This window comes from Psychroserpens sp. (assembly GCF_036960315.1).
Taxonomy (GTDB): Bacteria; Bacteroidota; Bacteroidia; order Flavobacteriales; family Flavobacteriaceae; genus Psychroserpens.
This window is the reverse complement of record NZ_JBALVR010000007.1, coordinates 35,616-60,163: the sequence shown is the minus strand read 5'-3', so window position 1 is coordinate 60,163 and position 24,548 is coordinate 35,616. Positions and strand designations below refer to the sequence as shown.

Annotated in this window: 31 protein-coding genes; 7 read left to right on the top strand and 24 right to left on the bottom strand. The window is 32.3% G+C overall.

All coding sequences use genetic code 11. The annotated features are described in order from the left end of the window. Window positions 1-19 precede the first annotated feature (19 nt). Entirely contained in the window at window positions 20-994 is a 975-nt protein-coding gene (locus V7719_RS12595; protein WP_335730274.1) for a class I SAM-dependent methyltransferase, read from the bottom strand. A 220-nt stretch (window positions 995-1,214) separates the two neighbouring features. Here V7719_RS12595 and V7719_RS12590 point away from each other — a divergent pair, with 220 nt between their 5' ends. After that, complete coding sequence (locus V7719_RS12590) at window positions 1,215-2,228, top strand: 2-hydroxyacid dehydrogenase (RefSeq protein WP_335730405.1); 1,014 nt, start codon at window positions 1,215-1,217, stop codon at window positions 2,226-2,228. A 2-nt stretch (window positions 2,229-2,230) separates the two neighbouring features. On the opposite strand, the gene V7719_RS12585 is transcribed toward V7719_RS12590, so the two are convergent. The 4 genes from V7719_RS12585 to V7719_RS12570 all read right to left on the bottom strand — a co-directional run bounded on the left by V7719_RS12585 (window position 2,231) and on the right by V7719_RS12570 (window position 4,663). Then, complete coding sequence (locus V7719_RS12585; RefSeq protein WP_335730273.1) at window positions 2,231-3,175, bottom strand: L,D-transpeptidase; 945 nt, start codon at window positions 3,173-3,175, stop codon at window positions 2,231-2,233. Then, complete coding sequence (locus V7719_RS12580; RefSeq protein WP_335730272.1) at window positions 3,172-3,909, bottom strand: peroxiredoxin; 738 nt, start codon at window positions 3,907-3,909, stop codon at window positions 3,172-3,174. The genes V7719_RS12585 and V7719_RS12580 overlap by 4 nt, the downstream gene beginning before the upstream one ends. A 65-nt stretch (window positions 3,910-3,974) precedes the next feature. Then, window positions 3,975-4,199, bottom strand: coding sequence for a heavy-metal-associated domain-containing protein (locus tag V7719_RS12575; RefSeq protein ID WP_335730271.1), 225 nt, complete (start codon window positions 4,197-4,199; stop codon window positions 3,975-3,977). 59 nt (window positions 4,200-4,258) lie between these two features. After that, window positions 4,259-4,663, bottom strand: a complete 405-nt coding sequence (locus V7719_RS12570; protein ID WP_335730270.1) for a CBS domain-containing protein — start codon at window positions 4,661-4,663, stop codon at window positions 4,259-4,261. 129 nt (window positions 4,664-4,792) lie between these two features. Here V7719_RS12570 and V7719_RS12565 point away from each other — a divergent pair, with 129 nt between their 5' ends. Beyond that, the gene (locus V7719_RS12565; protein ID WP_335730269.1) at window positions 4,793-5,161 is read left to right on the top strand and encodes a hypothetical protein; all 369 of its coding nucleotides are present in this window, start codon (window positions 4,793-4,795) and stop codon (window positions 5,159-5,161) included. Between the two features lie 4 nt (window positions 5,162-5,165). Then, on the top strand, window positions 5,166-6,869 hold the full coding sequence (locus tag V7719_RS12560; protein ID WP_335730268.1) for an ABC1 kinase family protein: 1,704 nt from the start codon (window positions 5,166-5,168) through the stop codon (window positions 6,867-6,869). Between the two features lie 73 nt (window positions 6,870-6,942). On the opposite strand, the gene V7719_RS12555 is transcribed toward V7719_RS12560, so the two are convergent. Continuing rightward, complete coding sequence (locus V7719_RS12555; RefSeq protein ID WP_335730267.1) at window positions 6,943-7,545, bottom strand: hypothetical protein; 603 nt, start codon at window positions 7,543-7,545, stop codon at window positions 6,943-6,945. Window positions 7,546-7,761: 216 nt separating this feature from the next. Between V7719_RS12555 and V7719_RS12550 the strand changes: the two genes are divergently transcribed. Genes V7719_RS12550 through V7719_RS12540 form a run of 3 tightly spaced genes read left to right on the top strand, consistent with a single transcriptional unit; the run spans window position 7,762 to window position 10,299 of the window. After that, window positions 7,762-8,544, top strand: a complete 783-nt coding sequence (locus tag V7719_RS12550) for an MlaE family ABC transporter permease (protein WP_335730266.1) — start codon at window positions 7,762-7,764, stop codon at window positions 8,542-8,544. Next, window positions 8,541-9,302 carry an ABC transporter ATP-binding protein gene (locus V7719_RS12545; RefSeq protein ID WP_335730265.1) on the top strand — a complete coding sequence of 254 codons (762 nt, stop codon included), beginning with the start codon at window positions 8,541-8,543 and terminating at the stop codon, window positions 9,300-9,302. The genes V7719_RS12550 and V7719_RS12545 overlap by 4 nt, the downstream gene beginning before the upstream one ends. Window positions 9,303-9,306: 4 nt before the next feature. Then, window positions 9,307-10,299, top strand: a complete 993-nt coding sequence (locus V7719_RS12540; RefSeq protein WP_335730264.1) for an MlaD family protein — start codon at window positions 9,307-9,309, stop codon at window positions 10,297-10,299. Between the two features lie 31 nt (window positions 10,300-10,330). On the opposite strand, the gene V7719_RS12535 is transcribed toward V7719_RS12540, so the two are convergent. The 12 genes from V7719_RS12535 to V7719_RS12480 all read right to left on the bottom strand — a co-directional run bounded on the left by V7719_RS12535 (window position 10,331) and on the right by V7719_RS12480 (window position 19,591). Then, window positions 10,331-10,786: a pyridoxamine 5'-phosphate oxidase family protein gene (locus tag V7719_RS12535; protein ID WP_335730263.1), complete on the bottom strand. Its 456-nt coding sequence runs from the start codon at window positions 10,784-10,786 to the stop codon at window positions 10,331-10,333. 19 nt (window positions 10,787-10,805) lie between these two features. Then, on the bottom strand, window positions 10,806-11,312 hold the full coding sequence (locus V7719_RS12530) for a hypothetical protein (RefSeq protein ID WP_335730262.1): 507 nt from the start codon (window positions 11,310-11,312) through the stop codon (window positions 10,806-10,808). A gap of 85 nt (window positions 11,313-11,397) precedes the next feature. After that, window positions 11,398-12,615 (bottom strand): metallophosphoesterase, encoded by a 1,218-nt coding sequence (locus V7719_RS12525; protein ID WP_335730261.1) that lies wholly within the window; start codon window positions 12,613-12,615, stop codon window positions 11,398-11,400. Continuing rightward, window positions 12,612-13,205 carry a CDP-alcohol phosphatidyltransferase family protein gene (locus tag V7719_RS12520; protein ID WP_335730260.1) on the bottom strand — a complete coding sequence of 198 codons (594 nt, stop codon included), beginning with the start codon at window positions 13,203-13,205 and terminating at the stop codon, window positions 12,612-12,614. The genes V7719_RS12525 and V7719_RS12520 overlap by 4 nt, the downstream gene beginning before the upstream one ends. A 71-nt stretch (window positions 13,206-13,276) precedes the next feature. Beyond that, window positions 13,277-14,581, bottom strand: a complete 1,305-nt coding sequence (locus tag V7719_RS12515) for a dicarboxylate/amino acid:cation symporter (RefSeq protein WP_335730259.1) — start codon at window positions 14,579-14,581, stop codon at window positions 13,277-13,279. 259 nt (window positions 14,582-14,840) lie between these two features. Further along, on the bottom strand, window positions 14,841-16,808 hold the full coding sequence (locus V7719_RS12510) for a heavy metal translocating P-type ATPase (protein ID WP_335730258.1): 1,968 nt from the start codon (window positions 16,806-16,808) through the stop codon (window positions 14,841-14,843). A gap of 102 nt (window positions 16,809-16,910) precedes the next feature. Next, window positions 16,911-17,099, bottom strand: a complete 189-nt coding sequence (locus V7719_RS12505) for a YgaP family membrane protein (RefSeq protein WP_335730257.1) — start codon at window positions 17,097-17,099, stop codon at window positions 16,911-16,913. An 11-nt stretch (window positions 17,100-17,110) separates the two neighbouring features. Continuing rightward, on the bottom strand, window positions 17,111-17,248 hold the full coding sequence (locus V7719_RS12500; RefSeq protein WP_335730256.1) for a hypothetical protein: 138 nt from the start codon (window positions 17,246-17,248) through the stop codon (window positions 17,111-17,113). Window positions 17,249-17,519: 271 nt separating this feature from the next. Beyond that, the gene (locus tag V7719_RS12495) at window positions 17,520-17,972 is read right to left on the bottom strand and encodes a c-type cytochrome (protein ID WP_335730255.1); all 453 of its coding nucleotides are present in this window, start codon (window positions 17,970-17,972) and stop codon (window positions 17,520-17,522) included. Window positions 17,973-18,028: 56 nt separating this feature from the next. Beyond that, the gene (locus V7719_RS12490; protein WP_335730254.1) at window positions 18,029-18,187 is read right to left on the bottom strand and encodes a cupin domain-containing protein; all 159 of its coding nucleotides are present in this window, start codon (window positions 18,185-18,187) and stop codon (window positions 18,029-18,031) included. A 155-nt stretch (window positions 18,188-18,342) separates the two neighbouring features. Beyond that, complete coding sequence (locus tag V7719_RS12485) at window positions 18,343-18,693, bottom strand: rhodanese-like domain-containing protein (protein ID WP_335730253.1); 351 nt, start codon at window positions 18,691-18,693, stop codon at window positions 18,343-18,345. Between the two features lie 265 nt (window positions 18,694-18,958). Next, on the bottom strand, window positions 18,959-19,591 hold the full coding sequence (locus tag V7719_RS12480; protein ID WP_335730252.1) for a Crp/Fnr family transcriptional regulator: 633 nt from the start codon (window positions 19,589-19,591) through the stop codon (window positions 18,959-18,961). Window positions 19,592-19,844: 253 nt separating this feature from the next. Between V7719_RS12480 and V7719_RS12475 the strand changes: the two genes are divergently transcribed. Continuing rightward, window positions 19,845-20,000 carry a hypothetical protein gene (locus V7719_RS12475; protein WP_335730251.1) on the top strand — a complete coding sequence of 52 codons (156 nt, stop codon included), beginning with the start codon at window positions 19,845-19,847 and terminating at the stop codon, window positions 19,998-20,000. A gap of 60 nt (window positions 20,001-20,060) precedes the next feature. Here the strand turns inward: V7719_RS12475 and V7719_RS12470 are convergent, their stop codons facing one another. From V7719_RS12470 to V7719_RS12445, 6 genes are all read right to left on the bottom strand, one after another. Next, complete coding sequence (locus V7719_RS12470) at window positions 20,061-20,357, bottom strand: chaperone modulator CbpM (protein WP_335730250.1); 297 nt, start codon at window positions 20,355-20,357, stop codon at window positions 20,061-20,063. Window position 20,358: 1 nt separating this feature from the next. After that, window positions 20,359-21,243, bottom strand: a complete 885-nt coding sequence (locus V7719_RS12465; protein WP_335730249.1) for a J domain-containing protein — start codon at window positions 21,241-21,243, stop codon at window positions 20,359-20,361. Continuing rightward, entirely contained in the window at window positions 21,243-21,455 is a 213-nt protein-coding gene (locus V7719_RS12460) for a hypothetical protein (protein ID WP_335730248.1), read from the bottom strand. Before V7719_RS12460 ends, V7719_RS12465 begins: the two co-directional genes overlap by 1 nt. A gap of 66 nt (window positions 21,456-21,521) precedes the next feature. Next, on the bottom strand, window positions 21,522-22,208 hold the full coding sequence (locus V7719_RS12455) for an ABC transporter ATP-binding protein (RefSeq protein WP_335730247.1): 687 nt from the start codon (window positions 22,206-22,208) through the stop codon (window positions 21,522-21,524). A gap of 1 nt (window position 22,209) precedes the next feature. Beyond that, entirely contained in the window at window positions 22,210-23,472 is a 1,263-nt protein-coding gene (locus V7719_RS12450) for an ABC transporter permease (RefSeq protein ID WP_335730246.1), read from the bottom strand. After that, the gene (locus V7719_RS12445) at window positions 23,472-24,548 is read right to left on the bottom strand and encodes an efflux RND transporter periplasmic adaptor subunit (RefSeq protein ID WP_335730245.1); all 1,077 of its coding nucleotides are present in this window, start codon (window positions 24,546-24,548) and stop codon (window positions 23,472-23,474) included. Before V7719_RS12445 ends, V7719_RS12450 begins: the two co-directional genes overlap by 1 nt.

Here is a 24,548-nt window from a genome sequence, read left to right as displayed (position 1 = left end):
GCAATTATGGAAAAACATTTCAGTCGATTTCTGCAAAGTAATAATAACCACTTGTCGTTAAATCTCTTTGATCCAAATGCTTATAGTCATCCGACAAATCTTCTACACTAAGTGTGTTGTCACTTAGAACTGATTTTTGGTATTTAATTTCAAAACCATTTGCTTCTAATAACTGCAAATGAGTGGATAAAGGTTCTCTATTTATTAAGCTTACACCTCCAGTAACTATTTTCCATTCCAATTTACTAAGCGTCCAATGTCCGTTCCATAATTTAGTTCTGTTCAAAGATCTTAAATCAATGGTATGCGACAAACAACCTCCCTTTTTGAGCCATTTGCTCATTGTGTTATAACTATCAGATAGATCATCTAAATGCTGTAAAACAGTATGTGAAAAAATAAAATCCACTGTATTGTCCTCTATGACATCAGCACTATTCCAAGGAATTATAGATCTAATAAATTTATTATTTAGATTATTCGGATGCTCTAATTCCTCTCTAATTTGAATCAATCTATTTTCAGATAAACACTTGTCCAAGTGATCCTTATTCAAAATATGGTCAGGAAAGCTCATACTTTTATCATTCATTTCTCCACCATCTTCCATATAATCCTTAGTGACTCTTCGTTGTTTAAACAGCTCGACGAGCTCATCAAAGACCCTAAGATTCGTAGAATTATTCCAAAATTGGGTTTTTTCCAAGGCATAAAACTTAGATGATCCAGAAAGCAATGCAGCAAGACCTACGCCAAGAGAATTACCAGAACCTATTTCTACAACAACATCGGGAACGTTATTCTTTAATTTGATCCAATGCTTAAAATACTTCATCCAAACATCATAGCAATATTCGCTCCTGCTTGCAGCATAATTCTTATCTATGAAAATTTTCCTTGCTAAACTGGAGTTGCTTATTAAAAACTTAATGAATGCTCTAATCCTACCCTTGAGAAAACCTTTTAAGAGATCTATCTTTCCATTAGATGCCATAGTATTGATTTAGTTTGTTACGATATAATTACCAAAATCTATACATCAAAAAACTTAGATTTGGAAGTTTAATTTTATTGAGATCTTGGGAAATTAAAATATAAGTTACCAAAAATAATCAATTTAATCAAAGATACACCTTATTTAAACATGAGAAATATCATTTCATAGCCGCGAATTTCTAAGTAGGTTTATCCTATTAAACGTTAAAGAATCAATGATGAAAGTACTCGTGTATAGTTCTAAAGATTTTGAAATTCCATACTTAGAGAAAGCCAATAATAATAATAATAAACATCAACTCACCTTTATTAAAGATGCCTTATCATCTGAAACTGCTATGAAGGCTATTGGTTATGAAGCCATATCTATTTTCTCTGCCGATGAGGCTTGTTTTATCACTATTGAAAAACTTAAAGATTTTGGTGTAAAATATATAGCGTTACGATCTGTTGGTTATGACAACGTCAACTTAAGATCTGCTTCAAGATTAAACATAAGAGTAGCAAATGTTCCAGCATATTCACCTTATGCCATCGCTGAGCACGCAGTGGCTTTGTTGTTAGCATTAAATAGGAAGTTAATCGAATCTAATTTTCGAGTTAATCATTATAATTTTAATCTAAATAACCTGGTTGGTTTTGATTTAAATGAAAAGACAGTTGGTGTCATTGGTACTGGAAAAATTGGTGCCATAATGAGTAAAATAATGCATGGCTTTGGTTGTACACTATTAGGTTATGATATTAAGGAAAACAACAATTTAAAAGAACTCTATAATATGCGCTACACTACGCTGAAAGAGTTGTGTGAACAAGCAGATATTATTTCTCTACATGTCCCTTTAAATACCGAAACACATCAACTCATAAATGAGGATTTGATTGATGAAATGAAAGATGGTGTTATCATCATAAATACAGCAAGAGGCTCGGTAATTAATACTGAAAATGTAATCAAAGGTCTTAAAAGCGGAAAAATTGGAGCTTTGGGAATTGATGTCTATGAAAACGAAAAAGGAGTTTTCTTCAACGATCATTCTCAAGACATTCCTAATGACGATCTTTTAATGACATTAAATGCGCTTCCAAATGTATTGGTAACAGGACACCATGCATTTCTAACTGAAGAAGCTCTAACCAATATTGCAGATACAACTATATCTAATTTAGATTGTTGGGAGTCTGGAAAGGAAACAGAAAATGAATTGACAGAAATAAATGAATTATCTTAACACTATTTCCTCTTATTATATCCATAAATATCTTTTAAAACCATACGATCTCCTTCATTATTAATCACATTTAAATCATATCTGATATTTATTTTAGTAGTAATTGGAGCGTAATAATATATGATCCAAGCATCTGCTTCTTTAGTCCCAATACAACCATTAGAATAGGCTTTACCTAAAGTAACTGGATTAGTAGTTGGATGAATTAATTGTCCGTATCGCAGTCCATTAATTTCGGTTTCAATAAAGGGGATTTGAGGTAATTTAGTCACTTTTTTATCGTCTCGCTTAGTTACAAAATACTCATGATTATTCACCGGGTTTACATATCTAGGATTACGAACATATTTAAAAATAATACCTGATCCAGTTTTGGTTTTTAAGTCTTGTATTCTACCAGACATTTCTAAATATTTTTTTTCATTCCTCCCTACTCTAACCGGAAATTCATAAAGCTGAATAGTATCTTCATAAATACGAAGTTTAAACTCCGGAATATTAATATCAATCGCTGTTTTCTGAAATGAACTCAATAATTTTTTAGCTTGAATTGAATCAGGAATTACTATTGAATTTCCTTTTGGTAAAGCAATCATCTTTTTTTGATCATACACAAATGAATCTTTAGCTTTCATTCTATAATAATCAGTGTTTTGAAGCGTATCGATAATCCAAGCATTTGCTCTTACCAGAAGATGTTCTGTTAACTTATAGGATGTAATAGAATCATATGTTTTGACAATAGAATCTATAAAATGAAAATAATTCTCAATAGTAATGGACGTATCAATTGAAACCAAGTTTACTGTCTCCTGTTGATTGTAAACTTGGTTTAAATCAGTTGCTTTCGGAAATGCTAAGGCATCTGTATTAGTAACACTTACATTTACAGACACTATATATAACAATAGTACAATAGCATGTATAATTAAGACCCATCTTTTCACTCAGTAAGTAGTTTTGTTTTTTTAAGAATCTTATTCAATACCTCATCTTTATCTAATGGCTTTGTACAAAAAAACCAGTCATCACATTTCAACTCATCAGTAGACGCCATACGTTCTTCAGCAACACCGCAAGATCCCGCTGGAGAGATAATAACATCATCCCCAGGATTCCAATCTGCAGGAGTTGCAACAGAAAATTTATCTGAAGTTTGCATCGCGATTAAAGCTCTGTAAATCTCATCGAAATTTCTTCCTAAACTTAAAGGATAATAAATGATAGCTCTAATCATTCCTTTTGGATCAATAAAAAACACAGCTCTTACAGCTTGTGTTTTACTTTCTCCTGGTTGAATCATACCATATTTTTTGGCAACTTCCATAGTAATGTCTTCAATTAAAGGAAACTTGACTTCAATATGCTTCATACCATTAAACTCAATTTTTTCCTTTATGGTTCGCAACCAAGCGATATGACTATATAATCCATCAATTGAAAGCCCTACTAATTTACAATTGGCTTTATCAAACTTATCTTCAAGGTGGGCAAAAGTCATAAACTCACTTGTACATACTGGTGTGAAATCTGCTGGATGACTAAATAGAATAACCCATTCTCCTGCATAATCTGAAGGAAAATTTATATTTCCTTGTGTTGTCACTGCTAAAAATTCTGGTGCTTTATCCCCTATTCTTGGCATTGACACTGTATGGTTTTGCTCTTGTATTGTTTCCATATTCTGTGTTTTTAAATTAATTTTTTACTTTAATCTTCCAATAACACAACTCAAATAAGATTGCGCTATAGTATTAGTTTATTTTCTGTTCCTACTATGGGATAACCTATTCTGGATAGTACATGCTTAGCAGTTTCAAAATCGTGATTTGTATGATAATCAAAAGCCACTGTAGACTTATGGTGATTAACTTCAACATCACTAATATTTTTCACTTCAGTCAACCTATTAATAATCGTGATTTCACAACCACAACATTTAAGGTTTTGTATATGAACTGTAGTTCTCATGACATACTTTTTTGATATTTAAAATTATATCAAATTGAATAATACTGAAATGATATATATCAGGCCTCTTTCAAGAAATATTTAATAATATCAGCAGTTGAAACTATTCCAACTATCTTATCATTCTCTAATATAGGCACGGCATGATAGTTACCTTGAGTTAATACATTAGCAACGTCTTCAACAGTTACTTCGGAAGACATACAGAACGGATTAGTAGTCATAATGTCTTTGACTTTTAATTTTTTGTATACGTCATTGTCATCTGCTAATCCTGCTCCTGAAATGTGATACATAAAATCAAGCAAACTCACCATACCAATTAGCTTGTCGCTCTCAACAACTGGAATATGGTGATGGAATTCTTTTTTTTCATATATATGCTTAACATCCAAAAGGTCCTGATTTGGAGTTATACATACCACATTTTTAGTCATTACATCGGTTATTGAATTTGTTTTCATGAGATTACTATTTAGTATTTAAATTCAATTAAAGTTAATCTATAAATAATTCAGCATAAATGATTTTTATCATTTTAAACCATTCTTCTTAGTAATACATTCATGGTAGATTAAGTAAAGACCAGAGTTATGAAAACAAAGACAATTTTAGAATTACTTACATTAAGTTCCAGCCTATATTATATAGCACGAGACACGCAGTTAATGGACAGGGTTGGTGAATTTTCCGAAAAAGGAAAAGACAATATAAATAAACTAATGTCTGAACACCAATTAGATGAAAACGGCAATGAATTGGAATTTGTAGATCGTATTATTGCTAAAACTCACGAATTAAAAGAGGAGCTCAATGAAAAAATTGAACGACAAGTCGTTAAATTCTACAAAAACATTAATGTAGCGCATTTAGACGAAGTAAAAGCATTAAATGAAAAACTCGAAAAACTTGAGGCAACAGTTGCGCTTCTAGAAGCTAGAATCAATCATCTGGAATCATAATATCATGGGAATCATTTCTGGTATAGGAAAAAACTTCAAATCCATCTCTAGATACAATCAAATCCTAACGGTCTTATTAAAATACGGTTTTGAAGATTTGGTGTATTACTTAGAAGAGAAGAAACAGTATACTTTTATTCAAAAACTAATCCCTAAGTCGTCTCGAAAGCATGCTATGGCATACAGTAAATGGGCAAAAATGAGATTGGTCTGTGAAGAGTTGGGTCCAACTTTCGTGAAATTTGGTCAAATATTAAGTAATAGACCAGATTTGGTGCCTTTAGAATTGACTTTTGAATTAGAAAAACTCCAAGACAATGTGCCTCCTATGCCTGATAATATAGCCAAAAGCGTTGTTGAAACCGAATTAAAAGACAAAGTAGAACATCTCTTCGCTTGGTTTGATCCGCAACCTTTTGCCTCTGCATCAATGGCGCAAGTGCATAAAGTAACCCTTCATTCAGGAAAACGCGTTGCTTTAAAAGTTCAACGCTCTGGGATTCATGATGTCATTACTGAAGATATCAAAGTGATGTACAAAATTGCTGAAGTCTTAGAAAAACGGATGCCAACTCTCAAAAGTTTTGACCCTGTAGGACTCGTTGAAAATTTTGAGGATTCTATCCTTAAGGAGATTGACTTTATTAATGAATCTATTAATGTACAACGTTTCTATAATAACCTAAAAAACGATACTTCGTTAGATCAGTTTGCTGAAGCTCCTAAAGTATATCCCGAATTCACAACCTCTAAAGTGTTAGCCTTAGAGTTCATTTCAGGAATTAAAATAGATCAGATCGAAGAACTAGAACTCAAAAATAATGACATTAAGGTAATTGCTAGACGATTAGCGATAAGTTATTTTAAACAAATATTTGAATATGGCTTCTTTCATGCCGATCCACACCCTGGAAATTTATTCGTATTACCAAATGGACATATCTGTTATTTAGATTTCGGTATGATGGGAAGCATGCTTCCAAGAGATATCTCAGTTTTTGCGAAATTATTTATTGCAATTGATGAGAAGAATGTTAAACGAATAATCCAGTCTTTACAGCAATTATCGAATAATGCTCCAATTGAAGACATGAGAGCTTTAGAATTTGATATTAATGAATTTGTTGAAAAGTATTATGTTCGAGACATCCATGATAACGAAATGAGCACCATACTTCTAGAACTCAAAGATATCATTATTGCTCATGGCTTGAAAGTGCCAACATACTTCTTTTTATTTGCTAGATCTCTAGTCTCTCTTGAAGGTGTTATTAATAAACTCAATCCAGAACTGGAACAATTTGAAATTGTCAAACCATATCTTAGAAAAAATGCGACTCAAAAATACAACCCCATTTTATTGGGTAAAAAGATGGCTAATTCTTTTGTGGAACTCACCAATTACATGGAAGAGTTTCCAACAGATTTAAAAAATGCCATCAGGAAAATAAATTCTGGTGAAGTAAAAGTTGACATCACGCATAAAGGCATGGATCCAATAGTTCATACCCTTCAACGTATCGCCAAGCAGTTGATTACCACATTCATTATAATTGCTCTAATTACAGGAGCTTCATTATTTATTATTTTTGAAATCGGTCCATTATTTAATGGCATTTCAGTTCTTGGAATAACTAGCTTTTCCCTAGCTGTAATATTAGGATTTGGGATGTTAAAGAACATCAAAAAAGGAGATTACGATAGATAACCTTTAGTGACAGAAATTCACAAAAAAAAGTACAATTATCATATTGTACTTTTTTTGTAATCTCACTACAAGTTTAGGATTTTGAAAAGGCTTTCTTAAAATGATCAAAAGCTTCAGATATCTCATGCTGAAAATGTTCAAATTTAGTTTCTTCATTTTTCTTTCCATATTTGCCTTTAAACTTGTTAATAAATGTATTAAAGTCTTGTTTTCCCTTCTCGAAAGTATCTTTAGCTTTTGTCTTGTCTTTACTATATCGCTGCTCTAAAATTTCTAACTGAATTTTAAATTGTTCTATTTCAATAAGTGCTAAGGCATACATTCTATTTAAGGTCTCGTTGGTTCTTATTTTAACCTCAATCTCATGTAACGTAGATAGCAATTGCTTTTTTTGCTTTTTGAAGATTTCTTTTGTCTCTGCTTTACCAAGTGCTAATTGAACACGAAGTTCATCGAACTTAGTATTAACGTCTTCAATTTTTTCTTTAATACCTTTTATTTTGAACTCGCTGTCATGAATAAAAAGATTAAACTTCTTTTTAACATCTTCATATTTATCTTGAGCTTCAGCTTTTCCTAAAGTTGCCTGAACTTGAAATTCTTCAAGCTCAACTGCAGTTTTCCTAAGTGCTCCTATTACCGTGTCTACAAAGTGAATATTCTGTTTAGTTTTCATGATTATTATGGTTTATGATGTTATTAAATGTCCTAATAAAACCTATCAAACACAATGATAAATATCAGCTAAACAAGACTCCATCAGACTATTATCAAAATCACAGAGCATCTAAATAATCACTAAACAGAAACATTAAATTAGAGTATTGAATGACAATTATCATTTTATACACCAACCCAGTGCACTAAATTTGACAAGAATCTTGCTTAAAATATGATTGGATTACATCAAATAAAGTCCCAATTAAAATCCTTCTTTATAGAAATTGGAGGATTATCTCTTTTTACCAAACGATTTTTTATTGAATCATTTAAGCGACCTTATGAAAGGAAGGAATTACTGGTTCAATGCTATAGTATGGGAAATCGGTCGCTACTATTAGTGGGCATTACAGGTTTTATTATTGGTTTAGTATTAACATTACAAACACGACCAACTTTAATGAATTTTGGCGCTGTATCATGGATGCCTTCTATGGTTAGCATTTCAATAGTTAGAGAAGTTGGGCCACTTATAACCGCTTTAGTTTGTGCAGGTAGAATTGGATCTGGTATTGGAGCCGAATTAGGCTCTATGAGAGTAACAGAGCAAATTGATGCTATGGAAGTCTCTGGTACCAACCCATTTAAATTTCTTGTTGTTACACGAGTTCTTGCAATAACTTTTATGCTTCCTTTACTTGTCCTTTTTGGTGATGCCATTGCACTGTTTGGATCTTATCTAGTTGAAAATGTAAAAGGGAATGTATCTTTCATGCTCTATTTTAATCAGGTATTTGATTCGTTAAAGTTTGGAGATATTCTACCTGCAACTATAAAATCATTCTTTTTTGGTTTAGCTATTGGAATCGTGGGATGCTACAAGGGCTACTTCTGCAGTAAAGGGACAGCTGGTGTTGGTAAAGCAGCCAACTCTGCTGTGGTATTTACGTCCTTATTATTATTTATTATTGATTTTATAGCTGTTTTTGTAACCGATATATTTTACGATTTATGATGGAAGAGAAAAACAGATCAAACCAAGATATTGTACTTGAAATCAAAGATTTACACAAAAGCTTTGGCGACAATCACGTTCTTAACGGATTTAACATGCAACTTCATCAAGGAGAGAATTTAGTAATCATGGGGAAATCTGGTTCAGGGAAATCTGTTATGATTAAATGTTTAGTCGGTTTAATGGAAGCAGATCGTGGTTCTATTTCTTTAATGCATACAGATATAACAAAACTAACCCATGAAGCCTTGGATGCGCTTAGAGCAGACATAGGGTTTCTGTTTCAAGGCAGCGCCTTATATGATTCAATGACCGTACGCGAAAACTTAGAATTTCCACTGAGACGTCACACTGAAAAATTTGATGAACATATGGCTACTGAAAAACTAGTACTTGTAGCTTTAGAGAATGTTGGATTAGCAAGTGCCATTGATTTAATGCCTTCTGAACTATCTGGGGGTATGAAACGTCGTGTGGCCTTGGCAAGAACCTTAATTCTTCAACCAAAAATTATTCTCTATGACGAGCCAACAAGTGGTTTAGATCCCATAACGGCTAAAGAAATCATTATTCTAATGCAAGAAGTTCAGAAAAAATATGACACCTCTTCACTTATCATAACTCATGATGTTGATTGTGCTCGAGTTATTTCAGATAGAATGATATTACTCATTGATGGCATTGACTATGCGGTTGGAACATTTGCAGAGCTATCAACACAGCAAGACCCAAAAATAAAAGCATTTTTTAAACAGTAATACAATGAAACAGACAAGCTCACAAAAATTACGATTAGGACTCTTTGTTATTATTGGCTCTATTATATTTATAGCTGCAATATACCTTATTGGTCAGCGTCAAAACATGTTTGAAAAAACATACACCTTAAGCGCTTTTTTTCAGAATGTAAACGGATTGCAACGCGGCAATAATGTGCGGTATTCAGGAATTGATATAGGTACTGTTAAAGCCATAACGATGATCAATGATTCTACCATTAAAGTAGATATGAATATTCAAGAAAAGATCATCACACACATTAAAAAAAATGCCATTGCAACTATTGGTTCTGATGGATTGGTTGGAAATATGATTTTAAATATTGTTCCCAGTAAAGGACCTTCAGAATTAATTAGTAATGGAGACATCATAGAATCCTATAGCAAAATTGGTGCAGATGACATTTTAAGCACCTTAAGTGTAAGTTCAGAAAATGCTGCCATCCTTACCTCCGATCTTCTCAAAATCACAACAGCAATGCTAGAAGGCAAAGGTACAGTAGGTCTCTTACTGAATGATACGATTATGGCTCAGGATCTTAAACAATCGGTAAACAATCTTAAAAGAGCAAGTCGAGGTGCAACCAACACCATCAACGAGCTAAATGAGATCATTACCTCATTAAAAATAGAGGACAATACTGTATTAGGAATGCTATTAAATGATTCTATTTCTGGTCAGAAACTTAAAACAGTCGTTAGCAACCTCGAAACATCCAGTAATGAAATTGAAGGTATGTTAGTGAATATTAATAGTGTTGTTGAAGATTTCAATTCTAGTGAAGGGGCCTTTAATTATATCACAAAGGACACATCTTTGGTCAATAGTCTACAATCTACACTTAAAAACATCAACGAAGGCACAGAAAAATTTGACCAAAACATGGAAGCTCTTAAACATAATTTCTTGTTTAGAGGTTATTTTAAAAAATTAGAGCGCCAAGAAAAAAGAGAGGCTAAAAATGAAGATGATTAGAATATAAAAAGAATTTAGCACTACGCAATTTTCAATGCCTCCTCATTTTACCAGTAATTTCTTCAATTTTAATCTGGAAAATAACTGGTAAATCATCTTTATAAATTTTGCTTGAAAATTCACTAATAAAATCTAGTTCTCGATGTTCTTTTTTAATAATCAACCCTTTAACGCCCAAAGAAAACAAATGAAGCTGTGCCTTTGCTTCACTTCCAGAAAGTTCAACAAATCTGCCTTGAGCCAAAACAGATTCCCAAGAATTAACAGAATCAACATCTGAAACTCCAAGAGACACATTGTTGTTTTTGCGCATGGCCTTTATTTTGTGACCTTCTGCAGAATAACCAATTATGACATTATTTTTTTTACTAAAAAAATAGGTAATTGGAGCTATAAATGGTCTATTTTGATAGATATAAGATAAATTTCCAATATAATTTGTTTCTAAAAGCTTGACGCTCTCTTTTTCATTAAGTGTTCTAATCATGGCATGAAATTTTAATGTTTTATTTTAATAATGACTCAATTTTATGAATAGCTTCCCGAGTAAAAGGCAAAACATTTTCGGTTTTTGATTCACCAGTAATGGCATCTACATCTAACATTTTGTATGATCCATCTCCTGAAGTCGTTATGACTACTATTCTATCTTTATAGTCTTTAGTTCTATTAATAAAAATGCCTATATCAATTGGTGGATTCCAGCTTTCCCATGTATGAATCAACAAAAGCGCATTATAATCTTCTGGTTTGATATCTTTTAAAGCAGAAATATCTTTGACACTTACAAATATGGAATCTTGTTTAAAATGATTAGCTACATTGAGAGTAATACTATCTTTAAATTCACTTCCTTGAGTAGCGATTAGTAGCTTTTTCGGATATTCAGAAGAATTTACTTCAAATGCTTCGGCTTTACCCATAGAATAAGTATACTGATACCAGACTGCTAGCAAAAACAGTGATCCGATGACAGATAGTAATACAACGAATATTTTCTTTGTACTGGACATCGTACATGCATTAATATACTCACGTCAAGGTAATTAATAACTCAAATTTTATCTATGATAAAAATCAGTTATTAAACATTAAACATTAAGCACAGATCAATTCTAAACATGTAATCTCTGGTCGCATTCCTAAACGTCCAGGAAACCCTAACCATCCTAAACCTCTATTTACATACAGATATTGGTCTCCTTCTTTATATAATCCTGCCCAATGTTTGTAGTTGTATTGGATTGGACTCCATTGAAAGTTCTTACGCTCAAAACCTGCTTGCATACCATGTGTATGTCCAGATAAAGTGAGGTCAATATCGGTACATTGTAGAATTTCCTCAGTCCAGTGAGTTGGGTCATGAGACAAAAGAATTTTAAAAGATACATCCTTAACAGACTCCAATGCTTGCTCCAAATCTCCATACTGTTTAAAAGGTGGTTTCCCCCAATTTTCGACTCCTATCAAGGCTATCTCTTGATCTTTATGTGATAAGGTTAGGGATGCATTTAACAAGAGTTTAAAACCAATAGATTCATAAAACTGCTTAATCTCATCAAAGTTATATTGTTTTGCTTCATCACTAGCCCACTCACTGTAATCTCCATAATCATGATTACCTAAGACAGCATACTTTCCATATGTCGCTTTTAGGTTTTTAAACACACTATCCCATCCACGCAATTCCCAAGCATAGTTATTAACCAGATCGCCAGTAACACATATATAATCAGGTTCAAGGCGATTAATCTTTTCTATAACAGAATCTAAAATATGATACCGGTAATTAAAACTACCTAAGTGAATATCAGATAACTGAACAATTTTTAATCCGTTGAACGCTTTCGGTAAGTTTTGAAATTTCACTTTATGATTATATATCTTGAAGCGATAAGCCGATTTAAAAACACCATACAGAATGAAGAAAAAAGGAATAAATCCAGATAGTAATCCAACAACAGGCACAATGATTAACGATTCGGTTTCAGAAAACATATAATTAGCAACATATAAAACCGAAATGATGATGACGAAAAGTAATTTTGGTATGAAAGACGATACTGCAAGTCCGTATAAAGACGATACAAGAATATGCTTTCGCCTTGGATCCATATTATCCAGTTGCATCTTTAATAAAATAATAGCTGATATCAAACCGAATGTAAATAGCCAAAAAAGCACATTGATACTGGTTTTTAGAAAAGGAGAGGCTATAAATTGAGTAATAGATTGCAACCAGTAATATGCTAATATATCAATACAGATAATAGCACTGCATAATAATAGAATTGTAAAAAGCGAATAGCTCCTCATGACTGACCTTGTTTTAAACGCCTTTTATCTCTATAAGCCCAATAAATTCCTTTGACATCAGAAGCCCATTTAGGATACATAAAAATAAGGGTAATCTCCTCGAACGTCTCAAGTAACCCTATCACAACCATTATATAAAAGAGTGTATAATCAGGATTAAAAAACAATGCAAAAAGGATAAATACACTTTGCATGATTGCTGATAATTTTGCAAGATAGGTATGGAAAGCTGTTGCCTTGCTATATTTAAAGTATGCTATAAGCATTTGAATAATATAAGGACTAAAGGCAATAATGATAACCACATGGTTGGTTTTTATGAAGTCGGTTTCAAAATAAAAAAGCCCTATTAACCCAACCAACAATGTAATTTGATCACCAAAAGAATCTAACTGCGACCCTCTAGGACTTGTAATTTTAAGTTTTCTTGCAAGAAAACCATCAATGGCATCTGTTGAGTAGCTGATTAACAAAAAGGAAGCAAAAATTATCTGTTGGTCAAACCAGATTAAGCCTAATAAAAAAGGGGCTGCTGCTATGCGATAAAATGAAAACCAATCGGCAATATTGAAGTTCTTAAATGTGAGCATACCATTTTATTTAGCATAAAAGTAGGGGATGCTTATCACATGTAAAATGAGAAATATCAGTTATCGAATTCTCATTTTGATTTGGCTGCATAAAATTTATCAAACACTATACATGCTGTCAAATCTCCTGTTACATTAACTGCACTTCTAAACATTCCCAAAATACGATCTATTCCAATAATAATAATTAGCCCATCAATTGGAATTCCTGCACTCTGTAATACTGATGCAAGAATAATAACCCCTCCTCCTGGAATGGCAGGTGTTCCTATGGAAGCCGCTACAACAGTAAAGGTAATTAACAGAAGGCTCATAATAGACAATTCAATACCATAGGCTTGCGCCATAAATAAAGTCGTTACACATTGAAATAATGCTGTTCCATCCATATTAATTGTGGCACCAACTGGGATGACAAAATCACTGATATTAGAGGATACCCCTAATTTTTCATCTGCTGTTTTCATAGAAAGTGGCATAACGGCTGCTGAACTGGCGGTGGAAAATGCCAATAGTTGTGGTTCTCTTATTGCTTTTAAGAATTTGAAGGGATTTTTCTTGGTGACTACCAAGGCGAGCACTAAATAGAATACTAACAATATGATTAGGCCTAATATCACGACGAACATATAGTAACCTAAACCAAGGAATATTCCAACACTTGTCCTAGATAGTAAGGCTGCGATTAAACCAAATACGGCATAGGGCACGAGCATCATAGCCCAAGATACCACAATCATACATATTTTCTGAATGGCTTCAGAAAAACGAATGATAGGACTTGCAGTTTCCTGACGGAGTTGAGTAATTGCTACACCAATAATGATGGTAAAAATTACTACGCCCAACATTTCTCCGGTCAAAATAGACTCAAGTGGATTATTAGGGATAAGGTTTGATATCGTATTTGGAATGTTCTCAATAAGGTTAGTTTGCTCATTAGGGATTATTTCACTTTCACCACTATTGGGAAATCCACCTAACTTAAAAATATATTGACCGGGTTTCAGAATAAGTGTTACAACCAAGCCTATCATGATGGCAATGATGGTAGTAAAAATGAAATAAAGGAATAACCGAAGACCAAAGTTTTTAAGATTCTCCGATGAGTTACTCACAATTCCTGTAATGATTGATGCAAATATTAATGGTATCATAATCATTTGAACCAGCCTCATAAAAATTTGACCTGGAAGATCAAGCCAATCGGCAAGGCGTAAACTAATATTCTCTGAAAGTAGCCCCGTAGATGGGTTAAGTATAATTCCTACTCCCGCACCTAAAACCAGTCCAATAATTACTTTAAGCCATAAGCGTCCTTTTATAAGGCGATCTAAATGAATCGATAGATTATTAAGAGGTCTAAATTCTATCATGGTGTTGTTCTATATTTTTGTAAACAATCTCGGTTCTTAAGTAGTTCCATGGATTAGCAATTAACTGTTCAAGTACTCATGAAGCTAATATTCTCTATTTTTAGAGAAAGTAAATTTAATTTATGTACTTGGCTCATGAAATGATATAAATCAGAAAAAAAGTACCGCCACTATTCTATAAAATGAGAACCAATAGGTAATGTAATAATTTTTGAATGAGAGATATCAGTTTAATTATGAAAGCTTTTTGATTACTTTTTTAATCCATTTTATAACGAAGTAGTCGTAATGCATTTAAGACAACAACAAGGGTTGATCCTTCATGAAAAGCAACAGCTAAACCAATATTTGCTAATCCTAAAACGGTAACAGGAACTAATAAAACGACGACGCCTAAACTTATAAATATATTTTGCTTTATGATGCGTTTAGATTCTCGGCTCAAGCCAATTACGAAAGGTAAGTTCTCAATCTTATCAGACATTAAAGCAACATCTGCTGTTTCTAGAGCGACATCACTACCTGCTGCTCCCATCGCAACACTCACTGTACTTAATGCCATCGCTGGTGCATCATTAACACCATCTCCTACCATTGCTATTTTGTTATCTCTTTCTATTAATTTTTTTATTGCAGCAACTTTGTCTTCTGGTAATAAATTTCCTTTAGCCTCAGTAAGACCAATTTGTTTCGCAATCGCATCACCAACATTCTGATGATCACCAGTAAGCATAATCATGTGTTTAATACCTATTTCTTTTAAGCGCTTTAATGTCGTTGCTGCATTTTTTCGAGGTGTATCCATGACACTTATTAATCCTATAATCTCATTTTTAAAGGCTATAATCATTACAGTGTGTCCATTTTCTAATAGATACTCCATTTTAGAAATAATAATCGCGTTAACTTTTATCCCAGAATCTTCCATTAACTTTTCATTCCCTATACTTACCACTTCACCAAAATAAGTAGCTTGTATACCTTTTCCTTGAATGGCATTAACACTGGATGCTTTATTTTGAAACTCAATATTATACTTTGTTTTTATATCATTTACAATTGCTTTTGCAAGTGGATGATTACTTAAACTTTCAACTTCAAATACCAATTGAACAAATTCTTTTTCATCAAAATCATTTAGAGGAATTACATGTGTTAGCCTAGGTTTACCTTCTGTTAACGTACCTGTTTTATCAAATGCTATCGTCGTAATTTCACCCAAATCTTCTAAAGCTCTTCCGCCTTTAATTAGCACACCCATTTGAGCTGCTCTTGCAATTCCACTTAATACTGCACTTGGTGTTGAAATCGCTAATGCACAAGGGCTTGCTGCTACTAAAACCGTTATTGCTCTGTACAGACTAGTCTTAAAACTTTCATCAATAACTAAATGTGCAAAGCATAGCAAAAAAACAACAAGCATAACAATTGGAACATACCATTTCTCGAATTTTTTTGTTAGTCTCTGTGTTGGCGATTTTTGAGTTTCAACTTCACTAACCATTTTTATTAACCTTGAAACTGTTGAATCTTTAGTCAATTTGAGTACTAAAACCTCAATACTATTATCGCCGTTAATTGTTCCTGAAAATACAATGTGCTTTTTTTTTATCTCATTAAATTGAGGCAGATTATCAATGCTATCTATAAAGGTTTTATCTACAGGTATACTTTCTCCTGTTATAGGCGCTTGATTAATGCTACTGCTACCGCTAAGAATGACTCCATCTGCTGCAATTTTTGTATTAGGTTTCACAACAATAACATCACCTATTCTTAAATCGCCTATGGGTATATCTTCTAGTTTACCATTTTTTTTAATAAGTGCTGTTTTGGGAGATAATTGACCTAAAGCTTCAATTGATTTCTTAGCCTTATTCATGGCGTAATGTTCTAAAGCGTGCCCTAGGCTAAAAAGGAATAACAGTAGAGCGCCTTCAGTCCAACTATCAATATAAGCCGCTCCTGCAGCTGCGGCAATCATTAGAAAGTCGATATCAAAACCTCCTTTTGTGATTTTATCAAAAGCCTCAATAGTGATAAAATAGCCTCCAAAAAAATAGGAAACAATATAGCTCAATAAAGAAACTTGATGAGATAGGCCAGACCATTTTTCAATAAAAAACCCAATTAGCAAAAAGAGACCACATAGAATCGCAAAATAGAGTTCAGTTTTCTTTCCGAAAATTTTATTATCGTGTTGATCTTCTACTTTAGTATGTACCATTAAAATCCCATTTTGTTAAAATTAAAAATTTTTTAGGTATTTAATAATTAAAAAAGAGAGTAATATTAAATTGTAATTTCACAGACTTTATGATGGATATTTCTAATCTTTAATCTTAAAGACTTTCTCTAAAACGGTATCCATTAAACACCATTTTGTTAAAGATGATTGTAATAAGTTAGCGCCAACAAAAGCTGTAAACCATAGCCAATTTTGGCTCACATAAAGAGCAAGTAATAAGCTGATGAGAATAAACGTTCCCGCCACAGCTCTAACAATTCTATTTTTCATAATTTTTCGTTTTAAATATATTTGTCAATAGGAACTACTACCACTTTTACAGGTTTGTTTTCATAAGCTAGTACAGTACTCACTTTCAATGTAATTGGCTGTGTATTGTCTGCAACAATTTCTCTCTCATCACTACTACTTCTCGTCATAGAAATTGACATTATGATTACAGCGATTAGGTATGTGTATTATGTTATTTACTTTTATATGAGGATAAAAGTAATCCTTGAATCTGGCTATGGAAATGATATAAATCAGTCAACAAAAAAGCACCCAACTTAAATTGAGCATTTCTGCTATTAATCAATAAAAATTATAGGATAATATTTTCACTTTTTTAATAAAAATATCAATTTTTAAAGACCCACAAATATAAACGTATTCAAAGTCCTTTTTCAGTAACAAAAGTCACATTAATGATTAATTGGACTTCTTTTTGTTTTTAAAGTGGTCTTCAAACCATTCTGGTTGTTCAATATTATTATCGAACATATAGTCTGCAATTTGTTCTATAGTTTCTTCTGGGAAAGGTGTTTTTGGCATCACATCAAAACGTCTTACAGCACCAAACATTTTTGCGTTTTCTTCAGACGGATTTTTAATCCAATCTTGAACTGTATTTATAAATTCTTCTTTAGAAGTGTCGCTTGATATATAGTGCTTTTTTATCGCAATCATTGGTGGTGCTAATCTATTGTCATGATTTGCTGATGGACTGTGACAAACATAGCAATTAATCTCCATGAGTTTCTTACCTGGATGTTCTTGCAATGTTTCAAGGTTTATAATCTCTGCATTTGCATAATCTTTGTTTTTTGAAGTGTTACAACTTATTAAAACTAGAGCAAATAGTAAAATGATTAATGTTTTCATAACTTTTATTATTAACGTTTCTATTTAATTAAAACAAACTTAATATCGCTAATAGGCTACACAGCATGATCAAGATTCCTAGGAAGAATAATAGACTCACCTGTACTTAAGGTATATGTCTTTTGATCTATAGTTATCTTTGCCTCACCTTCAAGTATTAACAACGGTGTATCCATTGGTGCACTATGTGGATTTAGTGTCTGCTCTTTTTTCATGGTAAAGAGTATCATTTTATAGGAATCACTCTCAAAATAGACCTTACTATGTATTTTATCTTGGTAAGTTACTTGACTAGCTATTATTATTCTTCATATCTGAACAGCTTAAAACCAATAGTATTATTGGCAATATTATTATTCTCTTTTTCATGTTATTTACTTTTCCAATTAAGGTATCCTCCTTTTAAATCGTAAATCTCTTTAAAACCCAATTTAACTAATAGTTTGGCGGCTCTTTGGCTTCTACTTCCAGATCTACAGTACAGATAAATAGGCTTGTCTGTATCTAACTTTTTAAAGTAAGCCACAAAAGCTTTTCTTTTAAAGATATCTACATTTTGAGCATTTTTAATATGCCCAGAATTGAACTCTCCACTTGTTCGTACATCTATAAGTTGTACATTCTTATTATTAATAGCGTTTTTATAATTGGTAGGTTCTAAAATTTTTATTTGGTCTATTTGCTGTGCAGTCACGCCAAAAATTGAACTAAATAATGTCATTATTATAATTTGTTTCATCCTAACACAAAATTATATAATTAGACTGGCTTCTACAGTAACATTTGTTACACTAGAAAAAAAAAGAGTGACATATCTGTCACTCTTTTTTAGCCAATCAATTAACCAATCAATTAACCAACAATCATAATCAAAAAACTTAAAACTATATTTATTATTTTAAACCAAATCAGTAGTACATTTTCTTTTTGTTATACTACAAAGATAAAGTGATTAATACTGTTACACAGTAACAATTGTTACACAGCTAGAGGTCAATTATTTTAATATTATTTCTATTCATCTTTATTTTTCCTTCATTTTCTAGCTTTTTGAGTAAACGAGAAATAACAACTCTTGAGGTATGAAGATCCTCAGAGATTTCTTTATGAGTTGCATGTATTTGATCATCATGAGTTACCATCGCTTTATCTCGTAAATATTTTAATAAACGATCGTCCATTCTCAGAAAAGCAATGGTATCAATAGCTTCTAACATTTCTAACATTCTGTTGTGATAACTTTGCAGAATAAAGTTTTGCCAACTTTTATATTTCCCTAACCATTCACTCATCTTTTGAACAGGAATCATAATGAGCTTGACATCTGTTTCTCCAATGGCTCTAATTTCACTTTTTGTTTGTCCCATACAACAGGCCAACGTCATAGCGCATGTATCCCCACGTTCTAAGTAATATAGTACAAGCTCATCGCCATCATCATCTTCTCTGATGATTTTTATAGCACCATTAATTAATAATGGAATATACTTAATGTAATCACCAATCTCAATGAGCTTAGTATTTGCCCTTAGTTCTTTAATTACTCCAATTGCTTCAATCTCTTTTAGTAATTCATCTTCAAACAAGTAACCATAATTTTGCCTTAATTCTTCTATCATTAGTTCGGGAATCAGTTATGAGTTCAAAAGTAAGAATCTTAAAAAGAATTGAACTGATATTTATCATTGTGATATGCTTGAAAATTAAATAATTTTATGAATCACAAATGATACGTCATTGGTTTGGATACCTTCATATGATATTATAGACCCTCAACAGATCCATACAACGGTCACAAACTACGTAACGGCAATTATTAAATCGTTAGAACAAAAGCAAATTATAAAAAGTAATCTATAACATCAATTCAAAATGAAAAAACAAAGTGTATCTACGATTTTTCTAGTACTTGGAGCTGTTTGGACCATAATGGGTTTCCTTTTTTATCCTAACTCAGGTATTTGGCCATTAGGTGTCATCTTCCTAATTGTTGGAATGATTATTAAAGTTGGATCTGTAAAATTCTGATATTAGAAAACAAACTCTATAATTAATAAATTTACGAGATTTTCTGAAATTGAATAGTGCTTAATACTCATCGAAAGCATTTAACTTGTTTTTTAGTGTTCTGATTTCAAATTGAAGATGTTCCAATTGCTTCAATAAATTATAAATCACATCAATCCCTTCTAAGTTAATATCTAATTCGTAATGCAAGCGCATCATTTTTTCAACGTCATTAAGTTGATTAATTTTCAAATAATCCTCTTTATCGGTCATTGTAATTTCAACCAACTCGTAGTCATGTAAAGCAGTAATAAAGCTTTCTGGAACATCATAATGAGTGCAAAATTGTTGAATTGAAATGAGATGTGTAGTGTCCATATTATCGCAATTTTGAGAGTTCGGTAAAAAGTTCTTTTTCTTTTGTCGATAGTTTTGTTGGTGTTTTAATAGTGTAGGTTATGTATAAATCACCAAACTGTCCGTCTTTTTTATACTTCGGAAACCCCTTCCCTTTAAGTTTTACTTTTATTCCGTTTTGTGTTTCTGGTTTTACAGTCAGTTTTACTTTTCCGTCAAACGTATTCACAGTTATTTCTCCGCCTAGTAATGCTGTATATAAATCTAAATCAACTAAAGCATATAAGTTATGACCATCTCTTTTAAATTGAGATTGCTTATTTATTGAAAACGTAATAAACAAATCACCATTGGGACCACCATTACTACCTTTACCTCCATGGCCTTTTATTCTTATAACCTGACCATTTTCTACACCTGCCGGAATTGTAATACGGATGTTTTTATTGTTTACGGTTAAGGTTCGTTTGTGAGTAGTGTAAACATCTTTAAGATTGAGCTGCAGCTCGGCATTAAAATCTTGACCTCTAAATTTTACTTGTCTTCCCTGTGATCTCGATGAACCACCACCAAACATAGACCCAAAGACCTCTGAAAAATCCTCCTCTGTATAGCCTCCATATGGATTGCTTGTACTTCTTTGGTGCTGTTCCTGCTGCTTCGCTTTTTCATATTCTTCCGCATGTTCCCAATGTTCTCCATACGCATCAAACTTTTTTCGGTTTTCGGGATTACTCAATACTTCATTAGCTTCATTAATTTCCTTAAATTTCTGTTCAGCGACCTTATCATTAGGATTTAAATCCGGATGATATTTACGTGCTAATTTCCGATACGCCTTCTTTATATCGCTTTCAGAAGCGGCTTTTGAAATTCCCAATATTTTATAATAGTCTATAAATGCCATTACTTCTTATTATGAGTTTTAACGTATTGCTTTAATATTTGTTTGAGACTTTCTAGGTAATCTTCCATAATAGTGATATTCATATCTGGATGAGCTTTTGATGGGATAGTTATTGGATTTTCATCTAAAGTAGCATAGAGCTCTGGGTAATTAACTTCTATACTAGTAGTAAGCCTTATGATTTGATCTTCTATATCTTGTAGTGTTTTCATAGCATCCTACTAAAGTTATGGTTTAAAGTTAGCTTTATATAGAAAAAGGTCAAATGATTAATATCATTAAAATTTAGCATACTTCAGTATTTTTCCATCTCCCATTTGAATGATTCTATCCGTCTTATTTGCGAAATCTTCATCGTGTGTGACTATTAAAAGTGATAACCCTTGCTCAACACTCAATCGTTTAAAAATATTGAAGACATTTTCAGCATTATGACTGTCTAAATTCCCTGTAGGCTCATCTCCCATGATAATAGATGGATTATTAATAAGGGCTCTTGCAATAGCCACACGTTGCTTTTCTCCTCCAGAAACTCTAGACGCTCTTTTTTTTGCTAAATGATCTATTTTTAATATTTTAAGTTTTTCCATAGCATCATATTCAATTTCTTGGTGTGATTTTTCTGCTAACTTTTTGGCAGGAAGCATGACGTTTTCTAATACTGAAAATTCAGATAATAAATAATGAAACTGAAACACAAAACCGATGTGTTTATTACGCAAATAAGATAAGTGATCACTAGATTGTCCTGTGATCAATTGATTATTTAGAAGTAATTCACCTTCATAATCTGTATCCATTGTAGAAAGGATATATAGAAGTGTTGATTTACCACAACCTGACTTACCCATAATGGATGCGAATTCCCCTTTTTCAATTTGGAAGTTTATATCATTTAATACATGAAACAAGACAGGCTTCTTGAAGTATTTATTGATATGTTTGGCTTCTAATACAGTACTCATATTATTGTCCTCTTATAATCCGTACTGGATCTATTTTTTTTGCTTTTTTGGAAGGCAAATAACCAGCTAGAAATGTTGAAAACATTGCAAATGAAAATCCAATAACAAAAAACATAGGATTGATATTTACAGGATATGTTTTCACTGTTGGTAAGGCTTCTGTTTCAAATGGAATCGTACTTATCAAGTTAGAGAGTCCAAAACCTAAAAGCAATCCTAAAACACCTCCTACAAATCCAATAATCATCGCTTGACTCATAAAAATCAATTGTACATCTTTTCCAGAAAAACCAGTCGCTTTTAATATGGCGATATCATTCATTTTTTCATAAATCAGCATGTTTAATATATTATAAATTCCAAAACCTGCAACTATAAGAAGTGTCACTGAAACAGCATATGTAATGAGGTTTCTAATCGTTGTTCCTGTTTCAAATTGCGCATTAGCAGTTTTGATATCAATCGCTTTTAATTTGAATTGCTGTTCTATTTTTTTTGACAATGGAACTGCCTTTTCTAGATCATACATCTTCACATTAATATCTGTAATATAATTATTAGCTTTACCTAAAATACGTTGCACTGTTTTTATATTCGTAAAGCTTTGTATCGCGTCTAAATCGGCAATACCACTTTGATAAAAGCCAACAATTCTCAGCGGAAAAACACCTCCATTAATTGGACTTACTTGCACACGATCACCCACTTTTAATGACATTTTTTCAGCAATTCCAATACCTAATAAAATACCATTATCAGTATTATGCAATGCTTCAGCAGAACCTTCAACAATATAATCGCTCATATTAAAAAGTTTTGCTTCATCAATGGGATTTATTCCAGTTAAATTCCCTCCTAATTCAATAGAACCAGCCATGTAAAAAATTTGTGTTTTCACCTGTGGAAGTGCACCACTCACATTTTCATCATTCTCCAAATAATTGATGATTGGTAAAGCATTATGTATTTTTTGTTGACTCAATTTCGGCTTTATTGAATGTACTACACTAAAGCTTTCTTTGAAGTCATCATACAATGAAACAGGTTGCTTTTTTGAAGGTTCTATTTCATTATATATATGAACATGTGGTGTTTGATTTAATATCAAATCATCTAGCATCGTATTCAAACCCGTCATAAAACACACTAAGGTGATATAAGAACCTATTCCAAAAGTTACACCAAGAGCTGCTATTGACGTTTGCTTTATTTTAGTGAGCAAATGTGTTTTAGCAATATTTAATATGACGCTCCAGTTTGTCATTATTCAAGTTTATAGATATAAGTATCTTTTGTGATGCCAGACTGTATTTCAATGTATTCCATATTTTGCAAGCCTGTTACAACCGTTACTAATCCATCGTCCGTTTTTACTTTATTATCTTGACTAACATAGGCTTTGGGTATGGTTAACACATTGTTTTTTTTCGCGATAATAATATTACCTTCTCCAGAAAGACCTGGATACAATACATCTGGAGGGTTTACAAAAACAGCTTCAACTTTAAACGTTTGGTTTCTTTCATCTTTCTTAGGATATATTTTAGACACGTGACCTTTGAATATTTCATCACTATACGCGTCTAAACTGATTAAAACATCCTGAGTTTTACTAATTCTAACAATATCTACTTCGTCTACCAACATTTCAATTATAAAACGATTAGCACTTCCTACAGATGCCAAAGGTTCCATCGTATTTACAATTTCTCCAGGCTCTTTGTATAATGCATAGACCTTGCCCTTAATTTTACTATGAATTGTAAAATCTTTAGTAGCAATTGATGCGGTTTGGTAATAATTTTGCGCCTGCTTAACGGCAGTTTGTAATTCGTTTTTTGTTCTGTTTAACTTATTCTGTAAGAGTCTTAGTTGATTCGAAGCTAATTCATAATTAAGTTTTTTAGAATCATATAGAGCTTTAGAACCTATGTTTTGATCCCAAAGGTTTTTTTGTCTGAAATAGTTGATTGAATCATTTCTATATTTGAGCTTTGCTGCTTCAATTTCATCTTCAATACTATTCAAAACAGTCGCACTTCCGTAATAATTTTCTAGTGCTAAATCTAAAGCGAACTTCGCATTTTGAGTATTAAGTTTAGGTGTACTATTTGTGATCTGAACTAACTGTTCTTGATTTGAAATTAAATCACCTTCATCAACAAAATTAACTTCCAAAATTCCTGATACACTAGCATAAACTTGATATAAACTATCGGGTTGAATTGTCACCGAAGAATAAACCGATTCAATTAAGTTTCTTTCCTTCGGTAGGATTTTTACTTCCTCTTGAGAACAGGAAACTAAAAGAAGAATGATACAAAAGGGTAATAATCTCAT

Bases quoted from the DNA above. Each gene is read 5' to 3' on its own strand.
- V7719_RS12570 (WP_335730270.1), bottom strand. From the start codon at position 4,663: ATGAAAACAAATTCAATAACCGATGTAATGACTAAAAATGTGGTATGT.
- V7719_RS12530 (WP_335730262.1), bottom strand. From the start codon at position 11,312: ATGTCCAGTACAAAGAAAATATTCGTTGTATTACTATCTGTCATCGGA.
- V7719_RS12535 (WP_335730263.1), bottom strand. From the start codon at position 10,786: ATGATTAGAACACTTAATGAAAAAGAGAGCGTCAAGCTTTTAGAAACA.
- V7719_RS12555 (WP_335730267.1), bottom strand. From the start codon at position 7,545: ATGAAAACTAAACAGAATATTCACTTTGTAGACACGGTAATAGGAGCA.
- V7719_RS12595 (WP_335730274.1), bottom strand. From the start codon at position 994: ATGGCATCTAATGGAAAGATAGATCTCTTAAAAGGTTTTCTCAAGGGT.
- V7719_RS12590 (WP_335730405.1), top strand. From the start codon at position 1,215: ATGAAAGTACTCGTGTATAGTTCTAAAGATTTTGAAATTCCATACTTA.
- V7719_RS12525 (WP_335730261.1), bottom strand. From the start codon at position 12,615: ATGAGGAGCTATTCGCTTTTTACAATTCTATTATTATGCAGTGCTATT.
- V7719_RS12580 (WP_335730272.1), bottom strand. From the start codon at position 3,909: ATGGAAACAATACAAGAGCAAAACCATACAGTGTCAATGCCAAGAATA.
- V7719_RS12550 (WP_335730266.1), top strand. From the start codon at position 7,762: ATGATTGGATTACATCAAATAAAGTCCCAATTAAAATCCTTCTTTATA.
- V7719_RS12450 (WP_335730246.1), bottom strand. From the start codon at position 23,472: ATGACAAACTGGAGCGTCATATTAAATATTGCTAAAACACATTTGCTC.
- V7719_RS12520 (WP_335730260.1), bottom strand. From the start codon at position 13,205: ATGCTCACATTTAAGAACTTCAATATTGCCGATTGGTTTTCATTTTAT.
- V7719_RS12490 (WP_335730254.1), bottom strand. From the start codon at position 18,187: ATGAAAAAAGAGCAGACACTAAATCCACATAGTGCACCAATGGATACA.
- V7719_RS12485 (WP_335730253.1), bottom strand. From the start codon at position 18,693: ATGACATTATTTAGTTCAATTTTTGGCGTGACTGCACAGCAAATAGAC.
- V7719_RS12505 (WP_335730257.1), bottom strand. From the start codon at position 17,099: ATGAAAAATAGAATTGTTAGAGCTGTGGCGGGAACGTTTATTCTCATC.
- V7719_RS12495 (WP_335730255.1), bottom strand. From the start codon at position 17,972: ATGAAAACATTAATCATTTTACTATTTGCTCTAGTTTTAATAAGTTGT.
- V7719_RS12545 (WP_335730265.1), top strand. From the start codon at position 8,541: ATGATGGAAGAGAAAAACAGATCAAACCAAGATATTGTACTTGAAATC.
- V7719_RS12480 (WP_335730252.1), bottom strand. From the start codon at position 19,591: ATGATAGAAGAATTAAGGCAAAATTATGGTTACTTGTTTGAAGATGAA.
- V7719_RS12510 (WP_335730258.1), bottom strand. From the start codon at position 16,808: ATGGTACATACTAAAGTAGAAGATCAACACGATAATAAAATTTTCGGA.
- V7719_RS12455 (WP_335730247.1), bottom strand. From the start codon at position 22,208: ATGAGTACTGTATTAGAAGCCAAACATATCAATAAATACTTCAAGAAG.
- V7719_RS12445 (WP_335730245.1), bottom strand. From the start codon at position 24,548: ATGAGATTATTACCCTTTTGTATCATTCTTCTTTTAGTTTCCTGTTCT.
- V7719_RS12565 (WP_335730269.1), top strand. From the start codon at position 4,793: ATGAAAACAAAGACAATTTTAGAATTACTTACATTAAGTTCCAGCCTA.
- V7719_RS12470 (WP_335730250.1), bottom strand. From the start codon at position 20,357: ATGGACACTACACATCTCATTTCAATTCAACAATTTTGCACTCATTAT.
- V7719_RS12465 (WP_335730249.1), bottom strand. From the start codon at position 21,243: ATGGCATTTATAGACTATTATAAAATATTGGGAATTTCAAAAGCCGCT.
- V7719_RS12475 (WP_335730251.1), top strand. From the start codon at position 19,845: ATGAAAAAACAAAGTGTATCTACGATTTTTCTAGTACTTGGAGCTGTT.
- V7719_RS12575 (WP_335730271.1), bottom strand. From the start codon at position 4,199: ATGAGAACTACAGTTCATATACAAAACCTTAAATGTTGTGGTTGTGAA.
- V7719_RS12515 (WP_335730259.1), bottom strand. From the start codon at position 14,581: ATGATAGAATTTAGACCTCTTAATAATCTATCGATTCATTTAGATCGC.
- V7719_RS12500 (WP_335730256.1), bottom strand. From the start codon at position 17,248: ATGACGAGAAGTAGTAGTGATGAGAGAGAAATTGTTGCAGACAATACA.
- V7719_RS12540 (WP_335730264.1), top strand. From the start codon at position 9,307: ATGAAACAGACAAGCTCACAAAAATTACGATTAGGACTCTTTGTTATT.
- V7719_RS12560 (WP_335730268.1), top strand. From the start codon at position 5,166: ATGGGAATCATTTCTGGTATAGGAAAAAACTTCAAATCCATCTCTAGA.
- V7719_RS12460 (WP_335730248.1), bottom strand. From the start codon at position 21,455: ATGAAAACACTACAAGATATAGAAGATCAAATCATAAGGCTTACTACT.